At 72.9% G+C, this 15,116-nt stretch carries 13 protein-coding genes and 1 pseudogene; 13 read left to right on the top strand and 1 reads right to left on the bottom strand.

Annotated features, from left to right (window positions below; all coding sequences use genetic code 11):
- The 10 genes and pseudogenes from MCAG_RS12575 to MCAG_RS12530 form a co-directional block, all read left to right on the top strand.
- A partial coding sequence (locus MCAG_RS12575) for a DUF2520 domain-containing protein (RefSeq protein ID WP_083802254.1) occupies positions 1-292 on the top strand: 292 nt, incomplete at its 5' end.
- 119 nt (positions 293-411) lie between these two features.
- Positions 412-1,260: a pantoate--beta-alanine ligase gene (gene panC / locus MCAG_RS12570; protein WP_007073354.1), complete on the top strand. Its 849-nt coding sequence runs from the start codon at positions 412-414 to the stop codon at positions 1,258-1,260.
- A 25-nt stretch (positions 1,261-1,285) separates the two neighbouring features.
- Positions 1,286-1,710: pseudogene (panD, locus tag MCAG_RS12565) on the top strand (aspartate 1-decarboxylase).
- Positions 1,711-1,869: 159 nt separating this feature from the next.
- Positions 1,870-2,766 (top strand): septum formation family protein, encoded by an 897-nt coding sequence (locus tag MCAG_RS12560; RefSeq protein ID WP_036373249.1) that lies wholly within the window; start codon positions 1,870-1,872, stop codon positions 2,764-2,766.
- A gap of 133 nt (positions 2,767-2,899) precedes the next feature.
- The gene (locus tag MCAG_RS12555; protein WP_036373247.1) at positions 2,900-4,597 is read left to right on the top strand and encodes an L-aspartate oxidase; all 1,698 of its coding nucleotides are present in this window, start codon (positions 2,900-2,902) and stop codon (positions 4,595-4,597) included.
- Positions 4,594-5,565, top strand: a complete 972-nt coding sequence (nadC, locus tag MCAG_RS12550) for a carboxylating nicotinate-nucleotide diphosphorylase (RefSeq protein WP_007073350.1) — start codon at positions 4,594-4,596, stop codon at positions 5,563-5,565. The genes MCAG_RS12555 and nadC overlap by 4 nt, the downstream gene beginning before the upstream one ends.
- Positions 5,566-5,656: 91 nt before the next feature.
- Complete coding sequence (locus tag MCAG_RS12545) at positions 5,657-6,415, top strand: type III pantothenate kinase (protein ID WP_007073349.1); 759 nt, start codon at positions 5,657-5,659, stop codon at positions 6,413-6,415.
- 346 nt (positions 6,416-6,761) lie between these two features.
- A complete protein-coding gene (gene lysS, locus MCAG_RS12540) occupies positions 6,762-8,270 on the top strand; it encodes a lysine--tRNA ligase (protein WP_007073348.1) in 1,509 nt (502 codons plus the stop codon).
- 112 nt (positions 8,271-8,382) lie between these two features.
- The gene (locus MCAG_RS12535; protein WP_165949827.1) at positions 8,383-8,727 is read left to right on the top strand and encodes an Lsr2 family protein; all 345 of its coding nucleotides are present in this window, start codon (positions 8,383-8,385) and stop codon (positions 8,725-8,727) included.
- 647 nt (positions 8,728-9,374) lie between these two features.
- On the top strand, positions 9,375-11,894 hold the full coding sequence (locus tag MCAG_RS12530; protein ID WP_036373242.1) for an ATP-dependent Clp protease ATP-binding subunit: 2,520 nt from the start codon (positions 9,375-9,377) through the stop codon (positions 11,892-11,894).
- Positions 11,895-12,100: 206 nt separating this feature from the next.
- Here MCAG_RS12530 and MCAG_RS12525 read toward each other — a convergent pair whose 3' ends face one another.
- Positions 12,101-13,018, bottom strand: a complete 918-nt coding sequence (locus MCAG_RS12525; protein ID WP_036376987.1) for an A/G-specific adenine glycosylase — start codon at positions 13,016-13,018, stop codon at positions 12,101-12,103.
- Positions 13,019-13,114: 96 nt separating this feature from the next.
- Between MCAG_RS12525 and MCAG_RS12520 the strand changes: the two genes are divergently transcribed.
- The 3 genes from MCAG_RS12520 to MCAG_RS12510 all read left to right on the top strand — a co-directional run bounded on the left by MCAG_RS12520 (position 13,115) and on the right by MCAG_RS12510 (position 15,063).
- Positions 13,115-13,627: a glycine cleavage system protein R gene (locus MCAG_RS12520; protein WP_007073344.1), complete on the top strand. Its 513-nt coding sequence runs from the start codon at positions 13,115-13,117 to the stop codon at positions 13,625-13,627.
- Entirely contained in the window at positions 13,624-14,184 is a 561-nt protein-coding gene (locus tag MCAG_RS12515) for a peptide deformylase (RefSeq protein WP_007073343.1), read from the top strand. Before MCAG_RS12520 ends, MCAG_RS12515 begins: the two co-directional genes overlap by 4 nt.
- 144 nt (positions 14,185-14,328) lie before the next feature.
- Positions 14,329-15,063 carry a hypothetical protein gene (locus MCAG_RS12510; RefSeq protein ID WP_036376984.1) on the top strand — a complete coding sequence of 245 codons (735 nt, stop codon included), beginning with the start codon at positions 14,329-14,331 and terminating at the stop codon, positions 15,061-15,063.
- Positions 15,064-15,116 lie beyond the last annotated feature (53 nt).

Here is a 15,116-nt window from a genome sequence, read left to right as displayed (position 1 = left end):
CGGGGTGGGCCAGCCGGAGAAGGTGCTCGCCCCGCTGCTGCGGGCGGCGCTGGAGAACGCCCTGCGCCTCGGCGACGACGCGCTGACCGGCCCGGTGTCCCGGGGCGACGCCGGCACCGTACGCCGGCACCTGGAGCGGTTGGCGGCGACCGCGCCCGAGTCGGTCGCGGCGTACCTGACCCTGGCCCGGCGCACGGCGGACCGGGCCATCGCGGCGGGCCGGCTGCGCCCGGCGGACGCCGAGCCGCTGCTCGACGTGCTGAGTGGGACCCAACGGGAGGTGGCGGCGTGAGCGTGAGGAGTGAGCGGGTTGTGCGAGCCCCGCAGTCGCGAACTGAGGTGGGGCGGCGTGAGCGTGAGGAGTGAGCGGGTTGTGCGAGCCCCGCAGTCGCGAACTGAGGTGAGGTACGAATGACGGAGCTGGTGCGGACCCGCGCGGAGCTGGCGAAGGCGCGCGACGCCCTGACCGGCACCGTCGGCGTGGTCATGACGATGGGCGCGCTGCATGCCGGGCACGAGACGCTGTTGCGGGCCGCCCGGGAACGGGCCGACCACGTGCTGGTGACGATTTTCGTGAACCCGCTCCAGTTCGGCCCGAACGAGGACTTCGACCGGTATCCGCGCACCCTGGAGGCGGACCTGGAGGTCTGCCGCCGGGCCGGGGCCGACGTGGTCTTCGCGCCGGGCCGGGCGGAGATGTACCCCGACGGCGAGCCCCTGGTCCGGGTCGACCCGGGGCGGCTCGCCGGGGACCTGGAGGGCCTGAGCCGGCCCGGCTTCTTCCACGGGGTGCTCACCGTGGTGCTGAAGCTGTTCCAGCTCACCCACCCCGACCTGGCGTTCTTCGGCGAGAAGGACTATCAGCAGCTGACCCTGGTCCGGCGGATGGCCCGGGACTTCGACGTGCCCGTCGAAGTGGTCGGCGTGCCGACGGTCCGGGAGCCGGACGGCTTGGCGCTGTCGAGCCGCAACCGCTACCTCTCGCCTGGGGAGCGGGAGGCGGCGCTGACCCTGTTCACCGCGTTGCGCGCCGGGGCGGAGGCCGCCGACAGGGGCGAGCACGCCGGTGAGGTGCTGGCCGCCGCCCACCGGGCGTTCGGCGCCGGGGCGCCCGGGGTCGAGCTGGACTACCTGGCACTCACCGACGCGGACCTGGAGCCCGGCCCGGTCGCCGGGCCGGCCCGGCTGCTGGTGGCGGCCTGGGTCGGCAGCACCCGCCTGATCGACAACGTGGCGATCCGGCTCGCCCCCCGCTCCTGACCCGTCTCGCGCGAAAGGCATCCCGATGTTCCGCACCATGCTCAAGTCGAAGATCCACCGGGCCACGGTGACGCAGGCCGACCTGCACTACGTGGGCTCGGTGACGGTGGACCAGGACCTTCTGGACGCGGCCGACCTGCTCCCCGGCGAGCAGGTGGCCATCGTGGACGTCACCAACGGCGCCCGGCTGGAGACGTACGTGATCCCCGGCGAGCGGGGCAGCGGCGTGGTCGGCATCAACGGTGCCGCCGCCCACCTCGTGCACCCGGGCGACCTGGTCATCCTGATCTCGTATGGGCAGTTCGACGACGCCGAGGCACGGGCGTACCGGCCCGGGTGGTGCACGTCGACGCCGCCAACCGGGTGGTGGAGCTGGGCGGTGACCCGGCTGCGGCGGCCCCCGGCACCGCCGGCGACCCGGTCCCGAGCCCCCTCGCCGTCGTCGGCTGAGAGCCCCGCCCCGCCCTGCCGGATCAGGTCGGGCCGCGGCGCCAGGCGTTCGAGTCGACTCGAAGTCGACCCGGATGTCGGTCCGTACGCGGTATGTCACCGATGGTCATCCCTGGTTACTCTTGGGTTCCGTCGCGAGCTGGTGGTTGGGGAGGCCCGATGCGTCGTGTGCTGACGATCGCGTGCGCCGTCCTGGTCGCGGCGGTCGTGCTGGTCGGCTGCGGGGGCCCCGCCGGCCTCGACGGTGACCTCACCGACGACTGGGCCGCCCCGGGGCCGGCCTCGCCGTTCACCCCGGCCGCCGGGGTCTGCCAGGTCGCCGACTTCGTCGACGTGGTGCCCCTGTCGGCGTACGCGCCGGTGGACTGCGCGCTTCCGCACCGGGTGGAGACGGTGCACGTCGGTGCCTTCCCCGCAGACCAGGCCGCCCCGCCGGCCGGCGGCTCGCCCGAGCTGAGCGCCCCGTTCGCCGACTGCGACGCGAAGGCCACCGGGTACGTGGGGGACGACTGGCGGGCCGGTCGGCTCCGGCTGGCCGTGGCGGTGCCGTCGAAGACCGGCTGGGCGTCCGGCGCCCGCTGGTACCGCTGCGACCTGACCGAGGTCAGCACCGCCGAGGCGGGTGCCGTGCCGGTCACCCGCACGGGCAGCCTGCGGGACGCGCTGAAGGGGCCCTCCCGGCTGCGGCTGGGCTGCCAGCGCAGCGAGGACGTCGGGAGGCGCGGGACGCAGGTGCTCAGGCCGGTGGAGTGCGCCACCCGGCACGACGCGGAGTTCGTGGGGGTGTGGAAGGCCCCGGACCGGCCGTACCCGGCCCGGGACGCCGACTGGGTCCCCCTCTACACCGGCTGCCGGACGGTCCTGGCCCGGTACGTGGGGGTGCCGGACGACAACGACCTGCGCTTCCGCAGCGGCCTGGTGGTCCGCCCGCCCGGGGCGGGGCGCTGGCGGGTCGGCGACCGGGGGGTCCGCTGCTACCTGTGGCTCAGCGACCGCACGGTGACCGTCTCCCTCAGGGGGGCGGGCCCGGCCGGTCTCCCGGTCCGGACGAGGTGACCCGTCGCCCGCCCCGTCGCGGTGACCGGCCGCCCCGACCCGGACGAGGTGACCGCCGGCTGCCCTGGGTAGCCCAAACCACTCGTCCCGCCCCCGCCGCCCGGGATGAGGGGCCTTCGGGTTGACTGTGCTCATGGACCTTCCGACCGTCGACCTGCCCGTCCTGCCGTCGCTGCTGGCCGCGCCCGCGCCCGGTTGGGTGGAGACCACCGACGTGATCGTGGTCGGCTCCGGGGTGGCCGGGCTGACCGCCGCGCTGCATCTGCGCGAGGCCGGCCTGCACGTCACCGTGGTCACCAAGGTCAACATCGACGACGGCTCGACCCGCTGGGCCCAGGGCGGCATCGCCGCCGTACTCGACCCGGCGGACACCCCGGCCGCGCACGCCTCGGACACCGAGGTCGCCGGGGTGGGGTTGTGCGACCCCGCTGCCGTGCGGGTGCTCGTGGAAGAGGGGCCGACCCGGCTGCGGGAGCTGATGCGCATCGGCGCGGAGTTCGACCGCCACCCGGACGGCTCGCTCATGCTGACCCGGGAGGGCGGGCACCGGGCGGACCGGATCGTGCACGCCGGCGGGGACGCCACCGGCGCGGAGGTGCAGCGGGCCCTGCACGCGGCGGTCCGCCGCGACCCGTGGATCCGGCTGGTCGAGCACGCCCTCGTGCTGGACCTGCTGCGTGCCCCCGGCGAAGGGCCCGGCGGGCTGGGCCCGGCCTGCGGGATCACTTTGCACGTGCTCGGCGAGGGCAGCGAGGACGGCGTCGGCGCGCTTCTGGCCCGCGCGGTGGTGCTCGCCACCGGCGGGATGGGCCAGGTCTTCTCGGCCACCACCAACCCGGCGGTCTCGACCGGCGACGGGGTGGCGCTGGCCATGCGGGCCGGCGCGGCGGTCACCGACGTGGAGTTCGTCCAGTTCCACCCCACCGCGCTGATCACCCCGGCCGGGGCCGGCGTGCCCGGGGCCGGCCTGGCGCAGCAGCCGCTGGTCTCCGAGGCGCTGCGCGGCGAGGGGGCGCACCTCGTCGACGGCGACGGCAAGCGGTTCATGGTCGGCCAGCACGAGCTGGCGGAGCTGGCCCCCCGGGACGTGGTGGCCAAGGGCATCCACCGGGTGCTGTTGGCCACCGGCGCCGACCACGTGTACCTCGACGCCCGGCACCTCGGCGGGGATTTCCTGATCGGGCGCTTCCCGACGATCGTCGCCTCCTGCCTGGCCATCGGGGTCGACCCGGCCACCGACCTGATCCCGGTCGCCCCGGCCGCCCACTACGCCTCCGGCGGCGTCCGCACGGACCTGCGCGGTCGCACCTCCATCCCCGGCCTGTACGCCTGCGGCGAGGTGGCCTGCACGGGCGTGCACGGCGCGAACCGGCTGGCCAGCAACTCGCTGCTGGAGGGGCTGGTGTTCTCCCGCCGGATCGCCGAGGACATCGCCGCCGGCCTGCCCGAGCAGGCCCGGCCCGCCGAGGCCGGCGCGTGGGTCGGCGGGGGCGGCTGGGTGGTGCCCGCCGGCGGGACGCCCGCCCTGCAGCGGGCGATGACCCGGGGTGCCGGGGTGCTGCGCTCGGCGGAGACGCTCGCCACCACGGCCACGGCGCTGGGCGAGTTGGGCGCGGGCCGGGGCACCCCGCGCACCGCCGACTGGGAGGCGACGAATCTGGTCACCGTGGCGTCGGCCCTGGTCGCCGCCGCGTACGCCCGCCGGGAGACCCGGGGTTGCCACTGGCGGGAGGACTACCCGACGGCGGACGAGCGGTGGCTGGGCCACCTGGTCGCCGCGATCGGGGCGCAGGGCAGGTTGACGTCTCGGTGGGAGGCCGGCGAAAGATGAGGGAAACGACGGAGCAGGCGCTGCGGGCGGGCGGACTCGACCCGGCCGAGGTACGACGGGTGCTCGTCACCGCGTTCGGCGAGGACCTCGGCCCGGACTTCCTGGACGTCACAAGCGTCGCCACCATCCCGGCCACCCAGGCCGACACGGCCGACCTGGTCGCCCGCGCCGACGGGGTGGTCGCGGGGCTGGCCGTGGCGGCTGCGGCGTTCGAGCTGGTCGGCGAGGTGACCGGCTTCCCGGCCGACCCCGGCGGCATGTCGGGCGACGGCTCGCCAGGCGGTGCCGCTCCGGCCGACGGGGCGGCGGGCGGCGGCCGTGCCGTCGAGGTGTCGCTGGTGGCCCACGACGGGCAGCGGGTGGCCCGCGGCGACGTGCTGGCCACCGTGGCCGGGCCGACCCGGCTGCTGCTCACCGCCGAGCGCACGGCGCTGAACCTGCTCTGCCGGATGTCCGGGGTGGCCACCCACACCCGGGCCTGGGCGGACGCGCTGACCGGCACGAAGGCGACGGTGCTGGACACCCGCAAGACCACCCCGGGCCTGCGGGCGCTGGAGAAGTACGCGGTTCGGGCCGGCGGCGGCACGAACAAGCGGATGGGCCTGCACGACGTCGCCATGATCAAGGACAACCACAAGTTCGCGGCCGGCGGCGTCGCGGCGGCCTTCCGCCGGGTCCGGCAGACGTTTCCAGACGTGTCGGTGCAGGTGGAGGTGGACACGCTCGCCGAGGCGCTGGAGGCGGTCGGCGCCGGCGCGCGGTTCCTGCTGCTGGACAACATGACCCCGACGACGCTGCGCGAGGTCGTGGCCGCCGTGGGGGACCGGGCGGAGCTGGAGGCGACCGGCGGGCTGACCCTCGACGTGGCGGCGGAGTACGGGGCGACCGGCGTGGACTACCTGTCGGTGGGCGCCTTGACGCACTCCTCGCCGATCCTGGACATCGCGCTGGACCTGCGGGCACGGTGAGCCTTCCTGCGGCCGGTCCGCGCCGCCGTCCCGCCCGGCGGCGGGACCTCAGGTGTGCCGTGTCGCCCCGCCCGGCGTCTAGGCTGCGTGCGTGCTGCTCTGCATCGACATCGGAAACACAAACACCGTGCTGGCGACCTTCGACGGCGACAAGCTGGTGCACTCCTGGCGGATCAAGACCGATGCCCGGTCCACGGCGGACGAGCTCGGGCTGATGTTCCGGGGGCTGCTGGCCGGTGACGCCGTGGAGATCACCGGGGTGGCCGCCTGCTCGACGGTGCCGGCCGCGCTGCGCTCGCTGCGGACGATGCTGGCCCGCTACTACGCCGACCTGCCCAGCGTCATCGTCGAACCGGGGGTGCGCACCGGCGTGCAACTGGCGATCGACAACCCGAAGGAGGTCGGCGCCGACCGTGTGGTGAACACGCTCGCCGCGTACACCCTGTTCGGCGGGCCGTCGATCGTGGTCGACTTCGGCACCACCACCAACTTCGACGTGATCAGCGGCCGGGGGGAGTTCCTCGGCGGCGCGTTCGCCCCGGGCATCGAGATCTCCTTCGACGCGCTCGCGGCCCGCGCCGCCCAGCTACGCAAGGTGGAGGCGGCCAAGCCCCGGTCGGTGATCGGCAAGAACACCGTCGAGTGCCTCCAGTCGGGACTCTACTTCGGCTTCGCCGGGCAGGTGGACCGGATCGTGGAGCGGATGACCGAGGAACTGGGCGAGGTGCGGGCGGTGATCGCCACGGGCGGGCTGGCGTCGGTGGTGATCGGCGAGTGCCGCAGCATCACCCACCACGAGCCGATGATCACCCTCATCGGCCTGCGCATGGTCTACGAACGCAACGTGTGAGGCGCGGCGAGGGGCCCGCAAGGAGGGCCCCTTGTCAACGCCTGCGGTAGAGAAGGGGCGCCCCTCTCACCCGTACCCGATGGGTCAGCGGCCCCCGTACCGAGGCCGATGCCGAGGCCGAGGCCGACGAGCCGGGCGGGGGCGGTCAGGCCGGCGAGCCGCCCCACCGCACCGCCGCCTCGGGATCTTCGGGGCGGAGGCGGTCGTACCCGGCGGCTGCCGCGCCGAACGACAGGGCCGGGGTGGGGTCGGTCATGGCGGGCAGGTTATCCCGTAACGGTCGCCGGGGCCCTTGAGTACGCTCGGGCCTGACCCCGCCGAAACTCCTTAGCTGAGGAAGCGTGCCGTGACCGAGCAGAACGCCGTGCCAGTCGACCCCGCCGACGACCTTCCGGAGCAGATGAAGGTCCGCCGGGAGAAGCGGGACCGGATGCTCGCCGAGGGCGTCGAGCCGTACCCCGTCGGATTCCCCCGGACCAGCACCCTGGCCGACGTCCGCGCGAAGTACGCCGACCTGCCCACCGACACCGCCACGGGCGACCGGGTCTCGGTCACCGGCCGGGTGATCTTCGTACGCAACACCGGCAAGCTCTGCTTCGCGACGTTACGTGACGGCGACGGTACCGAGCTCCAGGCGATGCTCTCCCTCGACCGGGTCGGCGCGGAGCGGCTGGACGACTGGAAGCGCCTCGTCGACCTGGGCGACCACGTCGGGGTCACCGGCGAGGTGATCACCAGCCGGCGCGGCGAGCTGTCGGTGCTGGCCGAGGCGTGGGCGGTCACCGCGAAGGCGCTGCGCCCGCTGCCGGTGGCGCACAAGCCGCTCAGCGAGGAGGCCCGGGTCCGCCAGCGTTACGTCGACCTGATCGTCCGCCCGCAGGCGCGGCAGATGGTGCGTACCCGGGCCGCGGCCGTGCGCAGCCTGCGTGACTGCCTGCACGGGCAGGGTTTCGTCGAGGTGGAGACCCCGATGCTCCAGCTGCTGCACGGCGGCGCGGCGGCTCGGCCATTCGTGACCCACAGCAATGCCTTGAACACTGATCTGTATCTGCGAATCGCGCCGGAACTGTTTCTCAAGCGCGCCGTGGTCGGCGGCGTCGATCGGGTGTTCGAGATCAACCGCAACTTCCGTAATGAGGGTGTCGACTCTTCGCACTCGCCGGAGTTCGCGATGCTGGAGGCGTACCAGGCGTACGGCGACTACGACACGATGGCGTCGCTGACCCGTAATCTGGTGCAGCAGGCGGCGATCGCGGTCGCCGGGTCGACCGTGGTGGCGCACGCGGATGGCCGGGAGTTCGATCTGGGCGGCGAGTGGCGCTCCGTGACGCTCTTCGGGGTGCTTTCCGAGGCGCTCGGCGAAGAGGTCACCGTCCGCACCGAGCGGGCCCGCCTGGTGGAGTACGCGGACAAGGTCGGCCTCTCCGTCGACCCGAAGTGGGGCCCGGGCAAGCTCGCCGAGGAGCTGTTCGAGGAACTGGTCGTGCCGGGGCTTCAGGCGCCGACCTTCGTCCGGGACTATCCGGAGGAAACCAGCCCGCTGACCCGGGCGCACCGCAGCGAGCCGGGGCTGGCCGAGAAGTGGGACCTCTACGTCCTCGGGTTCGAGCTGGGCACCGCGTACTCCGAACTGGTCGACCCGGTCGTGCAGCGGGAACGCCTGGTCGCCCAGGCCCAGCTCGCGGCGCGTGGCGACGACGAGGCCATGCGGCTGGACGAGGACTTTCTCCGGGCGATGGAGTACGGAATGCCCCCGGCCGGCGGCATGGGAATGGGAATCGACCGGCTGCTGATGGCGCTGACGGGCCTGGGAATTCGGGAAACCATCCTCTTCCCCTTGGTCCGGCCGGAGTAGCCGCCGGCGGCCCGGCAGGGGCAGATACCGCGTCCTATTGACGAGGTAAGCATCGGGCAGGTTATTGTGCTCTCAGTTTGCAGGAGCACCCTGCTCGAAAGGAATGTGGGACGTGGCCAAGCAGATCATTCACAAGCTGGTCGATGACCTGGACGGCGGGGACGCTGACGAGACCGTCAAGTTCGCCCTCGACGGCGTTCAGTACGAGATCGACCTCTCTAACGCGAACGCCGAGAAATTGCGTGACGTTTTCGCGCCCTATGTCGCTGCCGGCACCAAGGTGGGTCGGGGTGGCGTGGTGGTCGGCGGGCGGGCCGCGCGCGGCCGGGGCGGCGCGACCGCCGACCGCGAGCAGAACAAGGCGATCCGGGCATGGGCCAAGCGGGAGGGCAAGGAGATCTCCGACCGGGGGCGTATCCCCCAGGAGATCGTCGACGAGTTCCACGCCAAGCGCTGACCGCCGAGCCGATTCTGGGCTACCGCCCCCGCCGAAGGGTGCGGTAGGGCCCTAGATGGGATATCCCCGACACGGGCGACACCGACGCCGGACCGGAGCACGCCTCCGGGCCGGCGTCGCCGTGTCCCTGGCCGCTGTCGGCCTGGCCGCCCGCGAGGAGGCCGCCGCCGAGGAGGCCGCCGCTGGGCGGCCGGTCCGGTCGAGCGCCGCCCCGGCAACGCCTTGGCGCCGTCCAGGGCACCCTTGGGCGCCGTCCCGGGTGCCGCCTCCTCGGGCGGGAAGAGCCGGTCCCGCCGAGGCGTTGTCCACAGGTGGTGGAGAAGCCGTCCACAGCCTGTGGACGACCGGCTGCCGGCCTGGTCGTCGGTTGGGGGTAGCTGAGGGGCCCGTGAGGGGTCCGCAGGCCGGTCCCACCGCCCGTCCGAATTTCGCTCTGCGCGTACACGCGGAGCCCCCGGAACACGCCCTGAGCGCGGACGGTTGGTTAAAACGACGCGTACCGGACCGCCGCCGAGGACACACGACCTCAGCGGAGTCGGTCCGCGGCGATAGAGTAATGAGGCAAGGACGCCCGTCCCGGACGTCCGCGCACCGGCCCCGCCGAGATCTGACCATCAAGGCGCACGGCACGTGAGGAGCACGAGGGCATGTTCGAGCGGTTCACCGACCGAGCGCGACGGGTTGTCGTCCTGGCCCAAGAAGAGGCCCGGATGCTCAACCACAACTACATCGGTACGGAGCACATCCTGCTGGGCCTGATCCACGAGGGTGAGGGTGTCGCGGCGAAGGCCCTGGAGAGTCTGGGGATCTCGCTGGAGGGTGTGCGTCAGCAGGTCGAGGAAATCATCGGTCAGGGCCAGCAGGCGCCGAGCGGGCACATCCCGTTCACGCCGCGGGCGAAGAAGGTCCTGGAGCTGTCGCTGCGTGAGGCGCTGCAGCTCGGCCACAACTACATCGGTACGGAGCACATCCTGCTCGGCCTGATCCGCGAGGGCGAGGGCGTCGCCGCCCAGGTCCTGGTGAAGCTCGGCGCCGACCTCAACCGGGTCCGCCAGCAGGTGATCCAGCTGCTCTCCGGCTACCAGGGCAAGGAGCCGGCAGCGGCCGGGACGACGACGGGCGAGGCCGCGCCGTCGACCAGTCTGGTGCTGGACCAGTTCGGCCGGAACCTGACCCAGGCTGCCCGGGAGGGCAAGCTCGACCCGGTGATCGGGCGGGAGAAGGAAATCGAGCGGGTCATGCAGGTGCTGTCCCGCCGCACCAAGAACAACCCGGTGCTGATCGGCGAGCCCGGCGTCGGCAAGACCGCCGTGGTGGAGGGCCTGTCCCAGAAGATCATCAAGGGCGAGGTCCCGGAGACGCTGAAGGACAAGCAGCTCTACACCCTCGACCTGGGCGCGCTGGTCGCCGGTTCCCGTTACCGGGGTGACTTCGAGGAGCGCCTGAAGAAGGTGCTCAAGGAGATCCGCACGCGGGGCGACATCATCCTGTTCATCGACGAGATTCACACCCTCGTCGGCGCGGGCGCGGCGGAGGGCGCGATCGACGCGGCGTCGATCCTGAAGCCGATGCTGGCCCGTGGCGAGCTGCAAACCATCGGCGCCACCACGCTGGACGAGTACCGCAAGCACCTGGAGAAGGACGCCGCCCTGGAGCGGCGGTTCCAGCCGATCCAGGTGGGTGAGCCGTCCCTGGCGCACACGATCGAGATCCTGAAGGGCCTGCGGGACCGGTACGAGGCGCACCACCGCGTCTCGATCACCGACGCGGCTCTCGTGGCTGCCGCGACCCTGGCCGACCGGTACATCTCCGACCGCTTCCTGCCGGACAAGGCGATCGACCTGATCGACGAGGCGGGCGCGCGGATGCGCATCCGCCGGATGACCGCGCCGCCGGACCTGCGGGACTTCGACGAGCGCATCGCGCAGGTGCGTCGCGACAAGGAGTCCGCGATCGACGCGCAGGACTTCGAGCGCGCCGCGCAGCTCCGCGACAAGGAGAAGCAGCTGCTGGGCCAGAAGGCGCAGCGCGAGAAGGAGTGGAAGGCCGGCGACCTCGACGTCGTCAGCGAGGTCGACGACGAGCAGATCGCCGAGGTCCTGGGCAACTGGACCGGCATCCCGGTCTACAAGCTGACCGAGGAGGAGACCTCCCGCCTGCTGCGCATGGAGGACGAGCTGCACAAGCGCGTCATCGGCCAGGAGGACGCGGTCAAGGCCGTCTCGAAGGCCATCCGGCGTACCCGGGCCGGCCTGAAGGACCCGAAGCGCCCCTCCGGCTCATTCATCTTCGCCGGCCCGTCCGGTGTCGGTAAGACCGAGCTGTCCAAGGCCCTCGCGGAGTTCCTGTTCGGCAGCGAGGACGCCCTGATCCAGCTCGACATGTCCGAGTTCCACGACCGGTACACGGTGTCCCGACTCGTCGGTGCCCCTCCCGGCTACGTCGGATACGACGAGGGCGGGCAGCTGACCGAGAAGGTGCGGCGTCGGCCGTTCTCGGTGGTCCTCTTCGACGAGATCGAGAAGGCTCACCCGGACGTGTTCAACACCCTGCTCCAGATCCTGGAGGACGGGCGGCTGACCGACGGTCAGGGCCGGATCGTGGACTTCAAGAACACGGTCATCATCCTGACCACGAACCTCGGCACCCGGGACGTCGCCAAGGCGGTTTCGCTGGGCTTCCAGGCGTCGGAGGATTCGGAGTCGAACTACGACCGGATGAAGCAGAAGGTCAACGACGAGCTGAAGCAGCATTTCCGGCCGGAGTTCCTGAACCGCATCGACGACACCATTGTGTTCCACCAGCTGCGGCAGGGCGAGATCCTGTCGATTGTGGACATCATGATCGCCCGGATCGAGACCCAGCTGCGCAACAAGGACATGGGCCTGGAGCTGACCGACAACGCCAAGAAGTACCTGGCGAAGAAGGGCTTCGACCCGGTCCTGGGCGCACGGCCGCTGCGGCGCACGATCCAGCGTGACATCGAGGACAACCTGTCCGAGCGGATCCTGTTCAACGAGTTGATTCCCGGTCAGATCGTCGTGGTCGACTGCGAGGGCGACCCGGAGGACATCGACAAGTCCAAGCTCGTGTTCCGCGGCTCGGACCGACCCGCCGAGGTCCCCGACGCCATTCCCGCCGAGCTGGGCGGCACCGAGGCCGCCTGAGTAGGGCGGTCGTACGACAGCACGGGCGATGGCCCGGCGGCGAAAGCCGCCGGGCCATCGCCCGTTCGCGCTCGGCCACCCCTACGCCGCGCCGGCACGGATGGCGTGCCGCAATGTCGGCGACCTGGGGGTATCGGGGGGTACGGAGGCCGCGATACCGGCGACATGGCGGCTGCGGTCAGGTCTTCCAGGGCCGGCGGCCCGGGTCAGGGCTCGAGGGCCGGGGCCGGGTCCGAAAGCGCCGGGCCGTCGCCGGCGAGGCGGAACGACTCCCCGCCGACCGGTTCCACCAGGCCGTCGGTGACCAGCCCGGCCAGCGCCCGCGAGCGCTGGACGTCATCGGTCCACACCTGGTCCAGCCGCTGGTGCGGCACCGGGCCGCTGGCCTCCCGCAGCACCGCCAGCAGCAGCCCGCGGACCTGGCGGTCCGTGCCCGCGTACCGCTGCGGACGCCGCGTCGGACCGGCCGGGGCCTCCTGCCCGGAGGCCCGCCAGGCGCAGACCGACTCCACCGGGCAGGCGGCGCACCGGGGCGACCGGGCGGTGCAGATCACCGCCCCCAGTTCCATGAACGCGGCGCTGGCCAGCGCCGCCGCGGCCGGCTCCGCCGGCAGCAACTCCTCGGTGGCCACGAGGTCGGCGGGGCGGGTGGCCGGGCCGGCGTCCGGCTCCCCGGCGATCGCCCGGCAGACCACCCGCCGCACGTTGGTGTCCACGACCGGGTGCCGCTGCCCGTACGCGAAGGCGGCCACCGCGCGGGCCGTGTACGTGCCGACCCCCGGCAGGGCCAGGAGCTGGTCCAGCCGGTCCGGCACCTCGCCGCCGTGCCGCTCGACGATCGCCACCGCGCACTCGCGCAGCCGCATCGCCCGGCGTGGGTAGCCGAGCCGCCCCCACATCCGGATCGCCTCGGCGGGCGTGTCGGCGGCCAGCGCGGCGGGCGTGGGCCAGCGGGCCAGCCACGCCTGGAACGCCGGCAGCACCCGCACCACGGGCGTCTGCTGGAGCATGACCTCGCTGACCAGGATCGCCCAGGCGCCCACGCCGGTCACGCGCCACGGCAGGTCGCGGGCGTTCTGCTCGTACCACCGGCTGACGAGGGTGGCGAAAGTGGGCTCAGACATCGCGCCGCCGATCATGTCACGGGTCGCCTTCCCGCAGGTTGGGCGGGCCGGGCGGGGTGACGTGGAGGCGGGCCCACGATCGGGCAGAATGCCCGGATGAACGAGCTCGCGATCACCGTCATCGGCCGGGACCGGCCCGGCATCGTGGCCGACGTCGCCGAGGTGCTCGCCCGGCTCGGCGCGAACCTCACCGACTCCACCATGACCCGGCTGCGGGGTCACTTCGCGATGACCCTGATCTGCGTGGGCCCGGCCGCCGCCGACGTCGAGGCCGCGCTCGCCCCGCTCGCCGCCGACGGCCAACTCCTGGCCACCGTACGGGCGGTCACCCCCGACGGCGAGACGGCGCCGACCGGCGAGCCGTACGTGCTGGCGGTGCACGGCGCGGACCGGATGGGCATCGTCGCGGCGATGACCCGGGTGCTGGCTGACGCGGGCGGCAACGTCACCGACCTGAGCACCCGGCTGACCGGATCCCTCTACGTGGTGGTCGCGGAGGTCGATCTGCTGGCGGGCAGCTCCGGCGAGGTGGCCGGCCGGTTGGCGCGTACGGCTGCGGAGCTGGGTGTGGGGGTCAGCCTCCGCCCGGCGGACACGGACCTGCTGTGACGGCGGAGTACGTCGGCCTCGCCGGCTGGACGCCGGAGTCGTTACCGGTGCCGGGCGAGGTGCGCCCGGTGGTCTCCGCGCCCGACCCGGTGCTCAGCCGGCCGGGGCCGGAGGTGGACCCGACGTCGGACGAGGTGGCCCGCCTCGCCGCCGACCTGATCGCCACGATGCGGGTCTCGCCGGGCTGCGTGGGCCTCGCCGCGCCCCAGGTCGGCGTGAGCGCCCAGGTGTTCGCGGTGGACGTCACCGGCCACCCGAAGGCGGTCACCGTGCACGGCACGTTCGTGCTGTGCAACGCCCGGGTCGTCGAGGGGAGCCGCTGGAAGAGCGGTCGCGAGGGCTGCATGTCGGTGCCCGACCTCACCGGTGACGTCAAGCGGGCGAGCCGCCTGGTCGTGGAGGGTCTGCTCCCGGGCAGCGGCGCGCCCGTGCGGCTGGTCACCGATGGGTTCGAGGCGCGCGCGTTGCAGCACGAGATCGACCACTGTCTCGGCCTGCTCTTCCTGGACCGGGTGGCCGGCGCGCATGCGATCTACCAGCGCAAGGTGTACCAGTGATCCGCCCGGGCCCCGTCCGCCGGCAGGCCACCGCCGTGGGCTGGGCGACGGCTGTCGCGAGTGGAGGGTCGTCGCGGTGAGCCGAGGACCTTCCGGCGCGTCGTGCCCGACGACGGTGCGTCGCGCCGCTACGGTGGGGGCATCATGCGTCTGACGGTCGGCCCCCTGCCACCCGCCGTGTACTGGCGGCGTCGCGCCGTCGTACTGGGAGCGGGGCTTCTCTTCCTGATTGTTCTGCTTTACTCCTGCAACGGCGCGGGCAACACCGGCACCACGCCGCAATCGAAGTCGACCCCGACTCCGACTGCGGCGCCGGGTGCCGGCGACCCCTCGGCGGCGCCGGCACCGAGCGGTTCGCTGCTGTCCCCGCAGACCGGCCTGCCGCCGGGCGGGCCGGACGGTTCCGAGGGTGACTCGGGGAACGAGGGCGGGTCGGGCGGCCCGTCCGGGGGCGATGTCCCGGCCGGTCCTGGCGGGGACGCCGGAACGTGCACCGACGCGGAGATCTCGGTGACGCCTGTGGTGCTGCCGACGTCGGCGCAGCAGGGCACCGTGGTCCGTCTCCAGTTGAAGATCAAGAACAGGTCGGACCGCACCTGCAGCCGCGACGTGGGTGCGGACTTCCAGGAGCTGTTCGTGAAGTCGGGCGCGGAGAAGGTCTGGTCCTCCGACACCTGCGGCAACGTCAAGGGCTCGGACGTGCAGTCGTTCACGCCCGGCTTCGAGCGGTCGTACCAGGTGGACTGGAACGGGCGGGACACCAGCCGCTGCAAGGACGGGCTTGCCAACGGCCAGTTCCCGCCGGCCGGGGCGTACCAGGTCTTCGGGCGGCTCGACACCAAGCTCAGCGAGCCGGTGAAGCTCAGCATCACCGGCTGAACCGCCCCGCCGGCTCCGGCAAGGGGCCGGCACCCGGGTCGGGTGCCGCCGCA

This window comes from Micromonospora sp. ATCC 39149, assembly GCF_000158815.1.
Taxonomy (GTDB): Bacteria; Actinomycetota; Actinomycetes; order Mycobacteriales; family Micromonosporaceae; genus Micromonospora.
This window is presented reverse-complemented; position numbering and strand designations above follow the sequence as displayed.